This window comes from Weizmannia sp. WK01 (assembly GCF_025905465.1).
Classification (GTDB): Bacteria; Bacillota; Bacilli; order Bacillales; family Bacillaceae_C; genus Weizmannia; species Weizmannia faecalis.
In genome coordinates, this window is the sequence record NZ_CP109616.1 from 1,012,016 (window position 1) to 1,028,153 (window position 16,138).

The following is a 16,138-nucleotide window of genomic DNA, read 5'->3' on the forward strand; positions in this document are numbered from 1 at the left end:
TATGCCTTTGAAAAAGGGGTTAATGATGTATTGGAAATTAAGAATTCCTTTATTGTTACTTGTTTTTGGTGTTACAGCTGGTTTTTGTCAAAAGTATCCCACGCTCTTTTTGGCGAATGTAAGTAACTTTGTAGCAAGTGCAGTATATATTGGATTGGTAGCAGTCATAATTCTTATTTTAGAAAGAACAGGAATAAACGAAAAAAAGGTCCACTTCCTTTTTGCAATTCTCTTAATTTGTGTAGGATACTTATTTGACAGTTGGATGGCATAAGGGCTTGCTGAACGAATCCGCTTCTGCGTTTGTCCCCACTTTGTCAGTAAGCTCTAGAAGAACTTCGAAAATGCGATTCTGTCTTTTCTATACATTGAATCAGTTTTCAAGTGCAAGCTTTTCTTTGGATTTTTATAATCCCCTTGTATTTAAATTTTTGCCAAAGCTGTCAGCATCCTTGCCAAATCTAGGAATTTTGCTTATTCAGCAAGCCCTATGTTAAGGAAGCGCGGGAAAAAGAAGGCCTTCCTTAACATAGAGTCCGTCTATGTTAAGGAAGCGTGGAAAAAAGGCGGCCTTTCTTAACATAGAACCTGTCTACGTTAAGGAAGCGCGGAAATAAGAAGACCTTTCTTCACATAGAGTGCGTCTACGTTAAGGAAGTGTGGAAAAATGACGGCCTTTCTTCACATAGAGCTCGTCTACGTTAAGAAAGCATAGAAAATTGATGGCCTTCCTTCACATAGGGCGCGTCTACGTTAAGGAAGTGCGGAAAAAAGGCGGCCTTTCTTAACATAGACTGTGTCTATGAGTCAAGTCCAGGTTATTGTGTAAATTTATGGGCAAATGTTTTCAACCACCCTTTCATTTTTTCGGCTTAACTTCCATGGATTTTTTTCTTCATCTCCGGGAAGGGATGTCAAATGCCTTTCAATTTGACATCCCTTCCCGGAGATGAAATCATCCATGATGGAAGTTAAGCTGAAAATGCTGCTAACTATTCTTTCCCATAAGTGACTTCCTCTTCGAGTATTCTGTATCTTGATACTGCATTAAAACGGCACCAACCAAACGAAAAGCAGATTGGGTATTAGGAAAAATGCGAATGACCCTTTCCCTTCTACGAACCTCTTGGTTAAGCCGCTCGAGGGAATTAGTACTCCGTATGTGCATACGAATATTCTCAGGAAAGTTCATGTATTGGATAGTATCTTCAAAACCTTCATCTAAAATGGCCAGGGCTTTTTCAAATCTTGCTTCTGTACCAAATTTGTTTATTAATTCATCTTTAAACTTGCGTATGTCCTCAATCGTAACGGCCTCAAACACGCGCTTAATCATCACCCGGATTTCTGCAGTATCTTTTTTGGGCAGTTTTTCAATGATATTGCGTTTAAAATGAACATTGCACCTTTGCCAAGCAGTGCCAATGAATTCCCGTTGTATTGCTTTCTGAAGGCCCATGTGAGCATCGGAAATAACGAGTTTTGGTGATTGGAGTCCACGTGATTTAAGTTGTTTAAAAAATGAACTCCAACTCTCCAAACTTTCTGCATGGTCAACGCTTAAACCCAGTATTTCACGTGTATTCTTCTCTGTAATGGCAGTCGCAATATAAACAGCCTTTGATATGACCTTATGGTGCTCCCGTACTTTTATATACATGGCGTCCACAAACACATAAGGGTAGTAGGTTGTATTCAACGGTCTCTCGGCCCAAGCATTCACAATGGGATCCAGTTTTTGCGTAAGGGAAGAGACAAACGACTTGGATACATTCTTACCGCAAAGCTGTTCTACGACATTTGTGACCTTACGGGTAGAGACGCCATTGATGACCATCTCCAACATAGAAAGGACGAAAGCTTGGTCACATCTGGCATACTTTTCAAATAAGGTAGTTGAGAATTCGCCATTACGTGTCCGGGGAACTTTTAATGTAACATTGCCGATGCTCATCAACAGCTCGCGTTCATAGTAACCGTTCCGGTAATCCCGGCGTTCAACAGCGCGTTCATAAGGGCTCGTTTTTAAATAGTCATCCCTTTCCTTTTCCATAAACTCGTTTAACACGAGGACAACCGCTGATTTAATTACCGCGTCAAGATCTGAAGTCATGATGGCTTCTTTTAAAACATCCAAATTTAGGTTAAACTGTAAGTGAGTCATTTTATCTCCTCTTTTCATTGTTTATTGTCGTTGAAAACAGTGTTGCCAAGAGTTGATAAAATGACTCCTTCTTTTTACACAATTATACGGACTTAATCTGTCTATGTTAAGGAAGCACGAAAAAACGAAGTCCTTTCTTCACATAGAGCCCGTCTACGTTAAGGAAGCGCGGAAAAATGACGGCCTTTCTTCACATAGAGCTCGTCTACGTTAAGAAAGCATAGAAAATTGATGGCCTTTCTTCACATAGGGCGCGTCTACGTTAAGGAAGTACGAAAAAAAGACGGCCTTTCTTAACATAGACTGCGTCTATGTTAAGGAAGCACGAAAAAAAGAAGTCCTTCCTTCACCTAGAGTGCGTCTACGTTAAGAAAGCAAGCAAAAACGAGACTCTTCCTTCACATAGGGCGCGTCTAGTTATGCCCCTTTGAACTGTCCTCCGGAACTCTTTGAAGTCCATCCCCGCAGCGAGGCACGAGCGAGGAGGCTCGCCGGCCGCCCACGAAAAGCGAGTGGATTTCGCGCGCATTAACACCCCTGTTATCCATCTTTATACAGAAATATTACGTCACTTCGGGGCAGCTTCCTCCTGAGCCAGGAAAGCAAGCATAGCGCGGTAGCCAAAAGTGTACAAAAAGAGCGTCTTAGAATACCCGATTTTAAACCCCTGTCGCGAAAAACTTGGTACATATCCCTATCGCTGAAAAACTTGACACATACAAAATCCGGAATTTCGAAGCGCTTTTCGCCAAAATCTGCTAAAATAATACTACAAATAGGTACGTGCGGGGGATGGTGTTTCGGTTGGAACAGATTTGGCTCATTGAAGTGTTAAAAGGCATCGGAAGATTTTTTCTCCATCCGATATTCTATTATGCGCTGTTGCTCGCGCTCGTTTCTGGTGCGGCAAGAGTGAAGCGGGAAAGAAACGATTTTCATATCAGGATTTATAAAGGATCGCTTGAACTGCGGTCTTTATTTCCTGCCGGGCTCATATGCGGGTTGATCCTTTCCGCTCTCTCAGTGGCGGCGGGGGTTGAAGTGTCATGGCCTGTTCTTGCTGCGGTGGCGGCTGCGACGATTTTATTTTCGCTCGTAGGCCAATTCCGGTTTCTCTCACCGGCATTTACCTTGGGCATACCGGTACTCCTGTTTTTTGTTTTCACATGGCTGCCGGTTCAACTGCCGGATTGGATGAGCGGCACAACCGATGCGATGGTTGCCGGGCTCTCCATTTTAGCAGGTCTTCTTTTGTTAGCGGAAGGCGTGCTGCTGAGGACAAGCGGCACGAAGCATGTTTCCCCGAAACTGCGGAAAAGCCGGCGCGGTTTGAATGTCGGTGCATTTGTGGCCAAAAAACTCTGGCTTGTGCCGGTCGTTTGTTTTCTGCCCGCAGGCCCGCTTTCGGTCACCGCTTCATGGTGGCCTGTTGTGAACTGGGGTGGACATACGTTTTCACTGGTGCTTGTCCCGTTTTTAATCGGTTTCCAGCACCAAATCCAGAGCACTTTACCGCAATCTGCATTGAAGCGGATCGGGACCTGGGTTATTTGGGCGGGCATCATGACGACCGCAATCGGAGCAGCAGGGCTCTATTTTCCTTATTTTCCTGCAGTAGCAGCCGTTTTTGCCATTGTCGCGAGAGCATGGATCTCCATTCGCCACCGGATGCGTGAAAACAACGCACCGTATTATTTTACACAGCAGAACAACGGCATGATCGTTTTAGGGATCATACCGGGTTCAAAAGCGGAGAAAATGGGGCTTTCCATCGGTGAAGTGATTTCCAAATGCAACGGCGAGCCCGTTCGCAATACGGATGAATTTTACCGTGCCCTACAGAAAAGCCCGGCTTATTGCAAACTTGAAGTCATCGATACGAACGGGGAAATGCGCTTTGCCCAGGGCGCGCTTTATGAAGGCGAGCATCATGAACTTGGCATATTGACCGTAGAAAATAACATCAACTGGGATCCGGACCAGGCGGGATGACCGGAAAATAGAAAGCGGCGGAAACTTCCAAAAGGAGGTCCCGCCGCTTTTTTCATCGACACATCGTAACCACAATTGCGTTTGTCACTGACCATCTCGTACGGAGGCGATTTCAAAAGGCCGGTTGCGTTTTTCGTTGACTATGATCCTTGCAATTCTATCTGTCAAAATTCAAAACCTGTTTTCTATGGAAAACACGTTAAAAATATTGAAAACTTAATTGACAATGATTCTCACTATCAATATAATTATAATTGATAATGAAAATCAATTACAACGAGCTGACAAAAGAAACGGGGGAGTACGAATGGAATGAAAAAAAGATATTTAGTGCCCCTGCTTGCCGTCCTGTCCATCATTTCAATTTTCATCGGCGCAGAAAATATCAGACCGGCGGATATGCTCCATTTAAGCAGGGAGCAGACGGAAATTTTGCTGGCAAGCCGCCTGCCGCGTCTGATCAGCATCATCATTGCAGGCATGGGCATGAGCATCTGCGGCCTTGTGATGCAGCAGTTGACGAGAAATAAATTTGTCTCCCCGACGACAGCCGGCACGATGGACTGTGCCCGGCTCGGCATTTTAGTTGCGATCATTCTGTTTTCGGCGGCAAGCCCGCTGATCAAAATTGCGGTTGCTTTTTGCTTTGCACTGGCTGGCACCTTGCTGTTCATGAAAATACTGGGCCGGATTAAATGGAACGATACAATTTTCATCCCGCTTGTCGGGCTGATGTTTGGCAATATCGTAAGCTCTGTATCGACTTTCTTTGCGTATAAATTCGATTTAATCCAGAGCCTGTCCTCATGGCTGCAAGGCGATTTTTCAGGCGTGCTGAAAGGGAAGTACGAGATGCTTTATTTAGCAGTTCCCGCCGTTTTGGTCGCGTATGTGTTCGCAAACCGGTTTACGGTCGCCGGCATGGGGGAAGATTTTGCCAAAAACCTTGGCCTGAATTACAAGCAGGTGGTCAATATCGGCCTTGCCCTTGTCGCGCTGATTACTTCGGCAACTGTACTGACAGTCGGCACCATCCCGTTTCTGGGCTTAATTATTCCAAATATTGTGTCCATTTACCGCGGCGACCATATGAAAAAAAGCATTACGGTGACGGCGCTGCTTGGGGCAGTGTTCCTGCTATTTTGCGATATTTTGGGGCGCCTTGTCATTTATCCATATGAAGTGCCGATCAGTTTAACAGCCGGCATCATCGGGAGTGGCATTTTTGTATATTTGCTGCTGAGGAGACACGCTTATGCATAGTCGTTCAAAACTGCTTATGCTTGCCGCAATCGCAGCGGGCCTCATAGCAGCGTATATTTGCATCGGGTCTTACTGGGATTTCAACTATATTATCCCGTCAAGAATCCGGAAAATTTTCGCCATCATTCTGACCGGCTGTGCGATTGCCTTTTCAAGCCTTATTTTTCAGACGATTACGAACAACCGCATTTTAACGCCGAACGTGCTCGGGCTGGATTCCCTTTATCTCATGATCCAGACGGCGGTCGTTTTTGCAATGGGGGCCAAAACGCTAACGATGATGCAGAACCATGTCAATTTTGTGGTTTCACTTGTGGCGATGGTGCTGTTTTCTGCCGTTTTGTTCCATTTGATTCTTCGCCGGGGCAGGCAAAATATGTATTTTCTGCTTTTGATCGGGATGATTTTTGGCACTTTATTCGGCAGTTTCACCTCTTTTATGCAAATGCTGATCGATCCGAATGAGTTTCAGGTGCTGCAGGATAAAATGTTTGCCAGCTTCAACAATGTGAATGTCCATTTGCTGTGGGTTTCTTTTGTGCTTGTTGTATTGTGCGGGTTGTATTATTTGCGTTTTGCCAAGTTTATGGATGTGATGCTGCTCGGGCGGGATCAGGCGGTCAACCTTGGTGTCGATTATAACCGGGTAGTGCGACATCTGCTTTTGATTGTCGTCATCCTTGTCTCCGTCTCGACGGCGTTGGTCGGACCGATCACATTCCTTGGCCTGCTCGTTGTCAACGTCGCTTATCAATTTTTTGATACATACCGGCATACAATCCTTATACCGGGTGCAATGCTGATCAGCGTCGTCTTCCTGACAGGAGGGCAGCTGCTTGTGGAAAGAGTCTTCCAGTTCTCTGTTCCGCTCAGCGTCATCATCAATTTTGCCGGGGGCATCTATTTTATTTACTTACTTTTAAAGGAGAGTCGCGCATGGTAAATGTGATGAATGTCTTAAAAAGCTACGGGAGCAAGAAGGTCATTGATCATGTGTCTGTTAAAATTCCAAAAGGGAAAATCACTTCTTTTATCGGGCCAAATGGTGCCGGGAAAAGCACCCTGCTTTCGATCATCAGCCGGCTTGAATTTTCGGATGAAGGGGATGTATACATAGACGGGGAGGCCGTCAGCCGTACAAACAGTAAAAAGCTGGCGAAAAAAATATCCATCCTGAAGCAGTCCAATCATATGAACATCCGGCTGACAGTAAGGGAACTTGTCGCATTCGGGCGCTTTCCGCATTCAGAAGGACGGCTCACGGATTCGGATCAAAAAATGATTGATAAAGCGATTGCCTATATGGAACTGGAAGAATATGAGAACCAGTACCTGGATGAACTGAGCGGTGGGCAGCGGCAGCGCGCATACATCGCAATGGTGCTGGCCCAGAACACGGAGTATATTTTGCTTGATGAACCGTTAAATAATCTTGACATGAAACATTCGGTCCAGATTATGAAAGTGTTGCGCAAGCTTGCCGATGAGCTGGGCAAAACCGTTTTAATTGTCATTCACGACATTAATTTCGCCTCGTTTTATTCCGATTACATTGTGGCGATGAAAGACGGGAAAATCGTAAAACAGGGGAAAACGGATGACATCATTCGCCCTTCTGTTTTAAAGGAAATTTACGATATGGATATTCAAATTCAGGATTACTGTCAAAATAAGTTTTGCTTATATTATGGATGAAAAGGGGATTTGAGATGAGAAAGCGCTATTTGGCCGGAGTCATGATTTTGTTGTTAGCAGTATTTGCTGCCGGGTGCGGAACGAAAGAAAGCGCCGGGGGTAGCAGTGCCTCATCAAAGAAAATAACTGTAAAGCATGAACTTGGAACCACGAAAGTCACGGAAAACCCAAAGAAAGTCGTCGTGTTTGACTTTGGTGTGCTGGATTCGATGGATAAGTTGGGCATTAAAGTGACAGGTGTGCCGCAGGACAATCTTCCGTCATATTTGAAAAAATACAAAAGCAGCAAGTATGAAAATGTCGGCGGCGTCATGGAACCGGATTTTGACAAGATCAGTGAAATCCATCCGGACCTGATCATCATTTCCGGCAGGCAGCGGGACAACTACAAGGAATTTAAGAAAATTGCCCCGACGGTTTATATGGGGCTGGATACAACGAAGTATATGGATTCCTTTAAACAGAATATGGAAACGCTCGGCAACATTTTCAATAAAGAAAATGCCGTGAAAAAGCAATTGGCCGATATTGATGATTCAATCAACAGCCTGCATGCAAAAGCGGAAAAAGTGAACGGCAAAGCGTTGATTGTCCTGACAACCGGCGGAAAAGTGAGCGCGTTCGGACCGGGTTCACGGTTTGGCCTCATCCACGACGTATTTGGTGTACCGGCTGCGGACAAAAACATTAAAGCATCCATTCACGGGCAGAATGTGTCATTTGAATATATCATGAAAACCAATCCCGACTATTTGTTTGTCATTGACCGCGATGCAGCCATCGGGCAGGGCGGAAATGCCAAGAGCATCATCGAAAACGACCTCGTCAAGAAAACGAATGCTTACAAGAACAAACATATCGTTTACCTTGACCCGGGCTACTGGTACCTTTCCGGCGGCGGGCTCGTCTCCGTATCCGAAATGGTGAAAGAAGTCCGGAATGCGATTGATTAAGCCGTGCCAACGCCCGGTTTTAAAAATAACCCCCGCATATGGTGCGGGGGTTATTTTTACTCTGAATAAAATTTGCGGGCTTTTTCCAGGAAGGCCATATCCTCTTCTTCCAGTTCTTCTTCATGATAGATGGCTTCTACCGGACAAACTGCCTGGCAAGCGCCGCAATCGATGCAAATATCCGGGTCGATAAAGTACTGGTCTTCCCCCTCGGCAATACAATCCACGGGGCATACATCCACGCATTCGGCCGCTTTTTCGCCGATGCACGGTTGGGTAATTACAAATGCCATTTTCCAGATCACCTTTTTCCTATATGTTAATCATTATCCGTCTAGCGTTGCGTTTATATCCATCCATTTTGCCAGCTGGGCATCCCGGGCTGGCGGGGTGACAATACGCAATATTCGAAGCCTGGAATCCATGCTTTATCTTTTAACGATCATTTTTAATATAACAAAATGGTACGAATCTTTCAATCAAAATTCTCTGCATACCGGCATATTGCGGGAAAAAACGCAACAAGAGGCGTCTTAAGAGCAGGACATTTTACGATGAAGGCGGAATATAACTTATAAAGAAAAGGAGGGGGGCAAAATTGAAGGCATATGCTTTTATAATCGGAATAATCATTGCTGCGATTGGCATTATTGTGGGGCTTTTTACCGGGGATTTTTCAAAAACCTATTGGCTCTGCGGGATAGCGGCAGCAATTGGAATTGTATTCTCCGGCATCACGATGGGGGCGTTTGTGGGCGGCATGGAGACGCGAGCAAACTATTTTTCTGAAACAAATCAGCCTGACGATGCTATTTTTCCTGTTCGGATTGCCGAATCTGATTACCGTACTGGTGGGATTTCTCATCCAAATGTACGCTTAACATTTACATATTTCCCGGCCGCGCGTGGAATGCTTGAGATCCAGCTTTACAATGGAAAAGCAGGCACGATACAATGAAGAAAAACAAGTCGGGGAGCGGGGCTATAACAGATGGCTAAAAAAGTTTTGGTTGTGGATGATGAACCATCCATTGTGACCCTTTTAAAATTTAATCTTGAGCAGGCCGGTTTTGAAGTGCTGACTGCCAGTGACGGAAACGAGGGATATGATACAGCAAGGAAAGAAAAACTTGATGTCATTATTCTCGATCTGATGCTTCCGGGCATGGACGGCATGGACGTTTGCAAGCAGCTGCGGCTTGGGAAAATCAATACGCCCATTTTAATGCTGACAGCCAAAAGCGATGAACTGGATAAAATTCTCGGCCTTGAACTCGGGGCAGACGACTATATTACAAAACCGTTCAGCCCGCGGGAAGTGGTGGCACGTGTGAAAGCGATCCTGCGGCGGGCAGAAACAAAAACAGAAGAAGAAACCGCTGAGGCGATAAAAGTGGGCGACCTGCGCATTTTACCGGAACAATTCGAAGCCTATTTTAAAGAGAAAAAACTGGAGCTGACCCCGAAAGAATTCGAATTGCTTTTGTATTTGGCAAACCATGCAGGAAAAGTGTTAAGTCGCGACCAGCTGCTTAATGCTGTTTGGAATTTCGATTTTGCGGGTGATACAAGAATCGTCGACGTACACATCAGCCACCTTCGCGAAAAAATGGAAGAAGATACGAAACAGCCGCAATATATTAAAACAGTCAGGGGTTTTGGCTATAAAATGGAAGTGATGTAGCAGGAAAGGGCTATGCAATGAATAAATTATGGATCCGCATTTTTATTGCATTTTTATCGATTTTGGCCGCCGTATTGCTGGCTATCGGTTTTTTCGTTGCTGATATGATTCAACATACATATATGGACATGGCGCGCACGCAGCTTTCCCAGGATGCAGATCTACTGATGAAAACGATCCGTCCGCAAACATTCAAAGACAAGCCGGATGTACTGCAAGGAAAAGTCCGGCATTATTATTCCAACCACGAACCGCGTATTACCATCATTGATACAAACGGGAAAGTGCTCGCAGATTCGGACGATGATCCGGCAAAGATGGAAAATCACGCAAACCGACCGGAATTCAGGCAGGTTATAAGGCAGCATAAAGCAAGCGGTGAGTCCATCCGCTCAAGCCATACGCTCGGGTACAATATGATGTATGTCGCAAATCCGATAAAAGAAAATGGGAAAGTTATCGCAGTCATCCGGACCTCCATTGCGCTTAACCGGATTGATGCTGTGCTAAAAGGATTGTGGTTCAGCCTCGGGCTTGCAATGGCGGTGGCCTTCCTCATTTCCGGCTGGATCAGCTATGTGTTGGCACGGAAATTTACGCGCCCGATTGAAGCGAGCATTGAGGTTAGCAACCGCCTGATTGAAAAAGATTATGACAGCCGTGTCCGTGTCAATGCAAGCGGGGAATTGCGGCAGCTGACAAAAGCCATTAATAATCTTGCCCATAACTTAAAGCAGCAAATGAACGAGATTGATGAAAACGAGCAGCAGCTGACCGCCGTATTGGAAAATATGGACAGCGGGGTCATGCTTATTCAGACATCGGGGCGGATCATGCTTGTGAACCGGGCAATGGAAGAAATGACGGGTTTGTCGTCCGGCGAATTGATTGGAAAGCGCCATATCGAAGCGGGAAAAAGTTTCGGGCTCAGCCAGCTGATCGATCGTTCATTAAAAACGGGTGAACGGTTTCGGGACGAGGTCCATCTTTATTACCCGAAAGAGCGCATTCTCGATGCCCATATTGCGCCATATGTCGGGGAGAGCGGAGAGCTGCGCGGCGTTGTGGCGGTCCTGCACGACGTAACAGAAACGAGACGACTTGAGCAGATCCGCAGCGAGTTTGTTGCAAATGTCTCCCACGAATTGAAAACGCCTGTCACCTCTGTCAAAGGATTTGCGGAAACGTTATTAGACGGTGCCATGTATGATGAAGCGACACTCAGGGAATTTTTAAAGATCATCTATGACGAGTCTGACCGGCTGCACCGGCTCATTTCCGACATTCTCGATTTGTCCAGGATTGAGCAGCACCGCATTCCGTTGAAAATGGAACAGCTCAATGTGGTGGATGTTGTCGCAGAGACCGTCCAAACGATGCGGAAAAGAATAGAAAAGAAACAGCTGGAACTTGTGCTGCCACAAAAGCGGCACGTCATGATGGAAGCAGACAAAGACCGGCTCCGCCAAATCCTGTTGAATTTGGTTACGAACGCGATTGCTTATACGCCGGATAAAGGCAGGATTGAAATCAGCCTGATCGAAAGGGAAAATGAGCTGGACCTGATCGTAAGCGATACAGGCATCGGCATTTCCGAAAAGGATTTGCCACGCATCTTTGAACGGTTTTACCGGGTCGATAAAGCCCGATCAAGGCAGTCCGGCGGTACGGGGCTCGGCCTTGCGATTGTTAAGCATCTTGTTGAATCATACCATGGCAAAATCCGGGTTGAAAGCGAGGAAGGAAAAGGGAGCACCTTTATCGTCACCCTGCCGCGGACGCAAACCAGGCCGGACGCTGTTTAAAAGCGTCCGGTCTGTTGCTTTTTGCGGATAATAAACGCGTTCTATGTGAAGGAAGCGCTTCGTTTTTGTTTGCTTTCTTCACGTAGATGAGCTCTATGTGAAGGAAGCGCCTCGTTTTTGCTTACTTCCTTAGCATAGGCGGGCTCTATGTAAAGGAAGGTCGTCAATTTTCCTCGCTTTCTTAACGTAGACGGGCTCTATGTAAAGGAAGGTCGTCGTTTTTCCGTGCTTTCTTCACGTAGACGGGTTCTATGTGAAGGAAGGCCTTCGTTTTTTCGTACTTTCTTAACGTAGATGGGCTCTATGTGAAGGAAGGCCGTCAATTTTCCGTGCTTTCTTAACATAGACGGATTAAGTCCGTATAATTGTGTAAAAAGAAGGAGTCATTTTATCAACTCTTGGCAACACTGTTTTCAACGACGATAAACTAATGAAAAGAGGAGATAAAATGACTCACTTACAGTTTAACTTAAATTTGGATGTTTTAAAAGAAGCCATCATGACTTCCGATCTTGACGCGGTAATTAAATCAGCGGTTGTCCTCGTGTTAAACGAGTTTATGGAAAAGGAAAGGGATGACTATTTAAAAACGAGCCCTTATGAACGCGCTGTTGAACGCCGGGATTACCGGAACGGTTACTATGAACGCGAGCTGTTGATGAGCATCGGCAATGTTACATTAAAAGTTCCCCGGACACGTAATGGCGAATTCTCAACTACCTTATTTGAAAAGTATGCCAGATGTGACCAAGCTTTCGTCCTTTCTATGTTGGAGATGGTCATCAATGGCGTCTCTACCCGTAAGGTCACAAATGTCGTAGAACAGCTTTGCGGTAAGAATGTATCCAAGTCGTTTGTCTCTTCCCTTACGCAAAAACTGGATCCCATTGTGAATGCTTGGGCCGAGAGACCGTTGAATACAACCTACTACCCTTATGTGTTTGTGGACGCCATGTATATAAAAGTACGGGAGCACCATAAGGTCATATCAAAGGCTGTTTATATTGCGACTGCCATTACAGAGAAGAATACACGTGAAATACTGGGTTTAAGCGTTGACCATGCAGAAAGTTTGGAGAGTTGGAGTTCATTTTTTAAACAACTTAAATCACGTGGACTCCAATCACCAAAACTCGTTATTTCCGATGCTCACATGGGCCTTCAGAAAGCAATACAACGGGAATTCATTGGCACTGCTTGGCAAAGGTGCAATGTTCATTTTAAACGCAATATCATTGAAAAACTGCCCAAAAAAGATACTGCAGAAATCCGGGTGATGATTAAGCGCGTGTTTGAGGCCGTTACGATTGAGGACATACGCAAGTTTAAAGATGAATTAATAAACAAATTTGGTACAGAAGCAAGATTTGAAAAAGCCCTGGCCATTTTAGATGAAGGTTTTGAAGATACTATCCAATACATGAACTTTCCTGAGAATATTCGTATGCACATACGGAGTACTAATTCCCTCGAGCGGCTTAACCAAGAGGTTCGTAGAAGGGAAAGGGTCATTCGCATTTTTCCTAATACCCAATCTGCTTTTCGTTTGGTTGGTGCCGTTTTAATGCAGTATCAAGATACAGAATACTCGAAGAGGAAGTCACTTATGGGAAAGAATAGTTAGCAGCATTTTCAGCTTAACTTCCATCATGGATGATTTCATCTCCGGGAAGGGATGTCAAATTGAAAGGCATTTGACATCCCTTCCCGGAGATGAAGAAAAAAATCCATGGAAGTTAAGCCGAAAAAATGAAGGGGTGGTTGAAAACATTTGCCCATAAATTTACACAATAACCTGGACTTGACTCATAGACGGGCTCTATGTTAAGAAAGGTCTACGTTTTTCCGTGCTTTCTTCACGTAGATGGGCTCTATGTGAAGAAAGGCCGTCTTTTTTTTGAGCTTCCTTAACATACAAAAACTGAAACGTCCTTCATCCCGCTTATGAAGGACAAAAGGTTGGGAACCACAAGTTGAAATGTCCTTCATAAGCGGGATGAAGGACAAAAGGGGACGAACCACAAGCTGAAATGTCCTTCATAAGTTGAATGAAGGACAAAAGGATGCAAACCGCAGTCTGAAATGTCCTTCATAAGCGGGATGAAGGACAAAAGGGCAAGAGCTGCGAGCCGAAACGTCCTTCATAAGCGGGATGAAGGACAAAAGTAGGCGAACTGCAAGCTGAAATGTCCTTCATAAGTTGAATGAAGGACAAAAGGGTTGGAACCGCAGTCTGAAATGTCCTTCATAAGCGGAATGAAAGACAAAAGGGTTGGAACCGCAGTCTGAAATGTCCTTCATAAGCAGGATGAAGGACAAAAGGGCAAGAGCTGCGAGCCGAAACGTTCTTCATAAGCGGGATGAGGGACAAAAGGGGACAAACCGCAGTCTGAAATGTCCTTCATAAGCGGAATGAAGGACAAAAGGGGACGAACCACAAGCTGAAATGTCCTTCATAAGTTGAATGAAGGACAAAAGGGGCGAGCTGCAATTCGAAATGTCTTTCATAATTGGATTGTAAGACAAAAGAGCAGGAACTGCATCTCCGGTAGAACTGTCCCGTTAGGCGTTCCAATTAGACAAAAGGCCCGCGCCCGGCGCAAGCTTTGACCAATTGGCGGATCTAACTAGACAAAAGCTCCTGCCGCCCAGTAAGAACTGTCCCGTTAGCAATTCTAATTGGACAAAAGCTCCTGCCGCCCAGTAAGAACTGTCCCGTTAGGCGTTCCAATTAGACAAAAGGCCCGCGCCCGGCGCAAGCTTTGTCCCATTAGCGGGTCTAACTAGACAAAAAGCTCCCGTTCCCCGCAAGCTTTGTTCCGTTAGGCGTTCTAATTAGACAAACCCTCCTGACCTCCGTAAGTTTTGTCTAATTAGACGTCAAAACCACATTCACTGAGGCACCAGTGGAAAAATAAAAAATCAACCGGCGCATCTTTTCAGGATAGACAAGATAAAAATGGCCGATCCGTGTTTTGCCCGATCAGTGCAGCCAATCTTGTCTGCGGGTTTCAACAGAAATGCCGAATGAACAAAGCTTTGCAAATTTTGTCCATTCGGCAATACATGATTTACACATTTAAACTGCCCTGCTCCCTTAGTTTTTCCATTACCTTTCCCGCCGTTTCTTTTCCATTCATGATGCAATCGGCGATGCCTACGCCGTAGTAAGAGCAACCGGCGAGCACCACGTTCGGGTCGCTTGCTGACAGCTTTTTGGTTAGCGCCTCTACCCTCTGCCGGTGGTGCAAATCGTACTTCGGCATCTTGCCCAGCCATTTTGTCACTTCCGCTGCCACTGGCTGTGCACTTATCCCGAGTGCCTGCCGCACATCTTTCAGCGCCGTTTCAATCAGCCCCTCCTGATCCATCGCATTCAGCCGGTTAAACAGTGCGGCATCCGCGTCTTTATAAAACAAGCGCAACAGCAGGCGTCCATTTTTCGACGTGTGTGGCCATTTCCGGCTTGTCCATGTGCAGGCATTGCAAACGAGCCCACTTCCGCCAGAAACAATAAAACCTGTCCCGTCTTTCGGCAAGACTGCATCCGGCACGTCAAAACCAAGATAAACGGTGATCACCGAAGCGGCCTTAAACTGATCCCATTCCTCATCCAAAGCAGGGTTCGCAAGCAGTTTCTTTGCTGCAGCATGCGGTACGGCAAGCACCACCACATCTGCTTTAAGCCTGCGCCCGTCCGACAATACAACCGTATAGCCTTTTTCGTGCCGTTCAAGCGCATCTGCTTTCACGCCTTTTATGATGTCAGCGCCCGCTGCCTTTTCCTCAAGGCGGTCAGCCAGTTCGGACAAACCGTTTTTAAACGATACAAATTTTTTCTTCTCAGGAGACAAGAAAGTTTGCTTATGTTCGGACAAACCTTTCATAATGCTGCCATACCGATTTTTATAATCGACAAGAAACGGCATTGTTGTCGCCAATGTCAGTTCATACAAATTGCCGGAGTAAACGCCGGACAGCACCGGCGCAATTTGTTTCTCCACCAGTTCTTTGCCGAAAAAAGCCTCCAAAAATTCCCCGGCTGAACTGTCTTTTGTAAAAGAATGGTTTTTCGTAAACAAATCTTTCAGCGCCGTCAGTTTCCCTTTCGTTGAAACAAGTTCACTGCCAAAAAGGGCATCCAAACTTGCCGGAATGCCAAACACTGCCTCTCGCGGAATCGGTTTTAACCCATCTTCCCGGTAAAGATACGAGATGCCGGTAGCATTGTGGCGGATCCGGTTTTCAAGCCCAAGTTCTTTCAAAAACCCGGCTACCCCTTTTTTGCGGGCAACGATCGAATCCGCACCCGTTTCCATAATAAAACCCTCTTTCCGGACGGTACGGAGCTTTCCGCCGACTTCCGGATTTTCTTCCACAAGGGTCAAGGATACCTGTGCCCCTGTTTTTTCGATCTGTTTATGAAGCTCGTACAATGCGGTAAGGCCCGTAATGCCCCCGCCAATGATCACGACCGATTTCAATTTTATACCTCCGTTCAGCCTCTGTTACTTCTATTATAAACAAATCGGTTTCTTCTATTTTTTATGTTTTTGCCTAAAATGTGACAATCACCCTTTCA

At 45.5% G+C, this 16,138-nt stretch carries 13 protein-coding genes; 10 read left to right on the forward strand and 3 right to left on the reverse strand.

Annotation, left to right across the window (positions count from 1 at the left end):
- Nucleotides 1-25 precede the first annotated feature (25 nt).
- On the forward strand, nt 26-274 hold the full coding sequence (locus OF158_RS04550; RefSeq protein ID WP_074964141.1) for a hypothetical protein: 249 nt from the start codon (nt 26-28) through the stop codon (nt 272-274).
- A 714-nt stretch (nt 275-988) separates the two neighbouring features.
- Here the strand turns inward: OF158_RS04550 and OF158_RS04555 are convergent.
- The gene (locus OF158_RS04555) at nt 989-2,164 is read right to left on the reverse strand and encodes an IS256 family transposase (RefSeq protein WP_017551449.1); all 1,176 of its coding nucleotides are present in this window, start codon (nt 2,162-2,164) and stop codon (nt 989-991) included.
- A 795-nt stretch (nt 2,165-2,959) separates the two neighbouring features.
- Between OF158_RS04555 and OF158_RS04560 the strand changes: the two genes are divergently transcribed.
- From OF158_RS04560 to OF158_RS04580, 5 genes are all read left to right on the forward strand, one after another.
- The gene (locus tag OF158_RS04560) at nt 2,960-4,156 is read left to right on the forward strand and encodes a PDZ domain-containing protein (RefSeq protein WP_225621021.1); all 1,197 of its coding nucleotides are present in this window, start codon (nt 2,960-2,962) and stop codon (nt 4,154-4,156) included.
- Between the two features lie 312 nt (nt 4,157-4,468).
- Nucleotides 4,469-5,419 (forward strand): ABC transporter permease, encoded by a 951-nt coding sequence (locus OF158_RS04565; protein WP_035182202.1) that lies wholly within the window; start codon nt 4,469-4,471, stop codon nt 5,417-5,419.
- Nucleotides 5,412-6,362 (forward strand): iron chelate uptake ABC transporter family permease subunit, encoded by a 951-nt coding sequence (locus tag OF158_RS04570; protein WP_035182199.1) that lies wholly within the window; start codon nt 5,412-5,414, stop codon nt 6,360-6,362. Before OF158_RS04565 ends, OF158_RS04570 begins: the two co-directional genes overlap by 8 nt.
- A complete protein-coding gene (locus tag OF158_RS04575) occupies nt 6,356-7,114 on the forward strand; it encodes an iron ABC transporter ATP-binding protein (protein ID WP_014095858.1) in 759 nt (252 codons plus the stop codon). The genes OF158_RS04570 and OF158_RS04575 overlap by 7 nt, the downstream gene beginning before the upstream one ends.
- Nucleotides 7,115-7,128: 14 nt before the next feature.
- The gene (locus tag OF158_RS04580; protein WP_035182195.1) at nt 7,129-8,067 is read left to right on the forward strand and encodes a siderophore ABC transporter substrate-binding protein; all 939 of its coding nucleotides are present in this window, start codon (nt 7,129-7,131) and stop codon (nt 8,065-8,067) included.
- 56 nt (nt 8,068-8,123) lie between these two features.
- Here OF158_RS04580 and OF158_RS04585 read toward each other — a convergent pair whose 3' ends face one another.
- Complete coding sequence (locus OF158_RS04585) at nt 8,124-8,360, reverse strand: 4Fe-4S ferredoxin (RefSeq protein ID WP_026104642.1); 237 nt, start codon at nt 8,358-8,360, stop codon at nt 8,124-8,126.
- 305 nt (nt 8,361-8,665) lie between these two features.
- On the opposite strand from OF158_RS04585, the gene OF158_RS04590 reads away from it, so the two are divergent.
- The 4 genes from OF158_RS04590 (at nt 8,666) to OF158_RS04605 (ending at nt 13,180) form a co-directional block, all read left to right on the forward strand.
- Nucleotides 8,666-9,025 carry a DUF5316 family protein gene (locus OF158_RS04590; protein WP_225620971.1) on the forward strand — a complete coding sequence of 120 codons (360 nt, stop codon included), beginning with the start codon at nt 8,666-8,668 and terminating at the stop codon, nt 9,023-9,025.
- Nucleotides 9,026-9,058: 33 nt separating this feature from the next.
- Nucleotides 9,059-9,751: a response regulator transcription factor gene (locus tag OF158_RS04595; protein WP_013858648.1), complete on the forward strand. Its 693-nt coding sequence runs from the start codon at nt 9,059-9,061 to the stop codon at nt 9,749-9,751.
- Nucleotides 9,752-9,768: 17 nt separating this feature from the next.
- Nucleotides 9,769-11,556, forward strand: coding sequence for a two-component system histidine kinase PnpS (gene pnpS / locus OF158_RS04600; RefSeq protein ID WP_035182192.1), 1,788 nt, complete (start codon nt 9,769-9,771; stop codon nt 11,554-11,556).
- 448 nt (nt 11,557-12,004) lie between these two features.
- Complete coding sequence (locus tag OF158_RS04605; RefSeq protein ID WP_017551449.1) at nt 12,005-13,180, forward strand: IS256 family transposase; 1,176 nt, start codon at nt 12,005-12,007, stop codon at nt 13,178-13,180.
- 1,447 nt (nt 13,181-14,627) lie between these two features.
- On the opposite strand, the gene hemG is transcribed toward OF158_RS04605, so the two are convergent.
- Nucleotides 14,628-16,040 (reverse strand): protoporphyrinogen oxidase, encoded by a 1,413-nt coding sequence (gene hemG / locus OF158_RS04610; protein WP_035182189.1) that lies wholly within the window; start codon nt 16,038-16,040, stop codon nt 14,628-14,630.
- Nucleotides 16,041-16,138 lie beyond the last annotated feature (98 nt).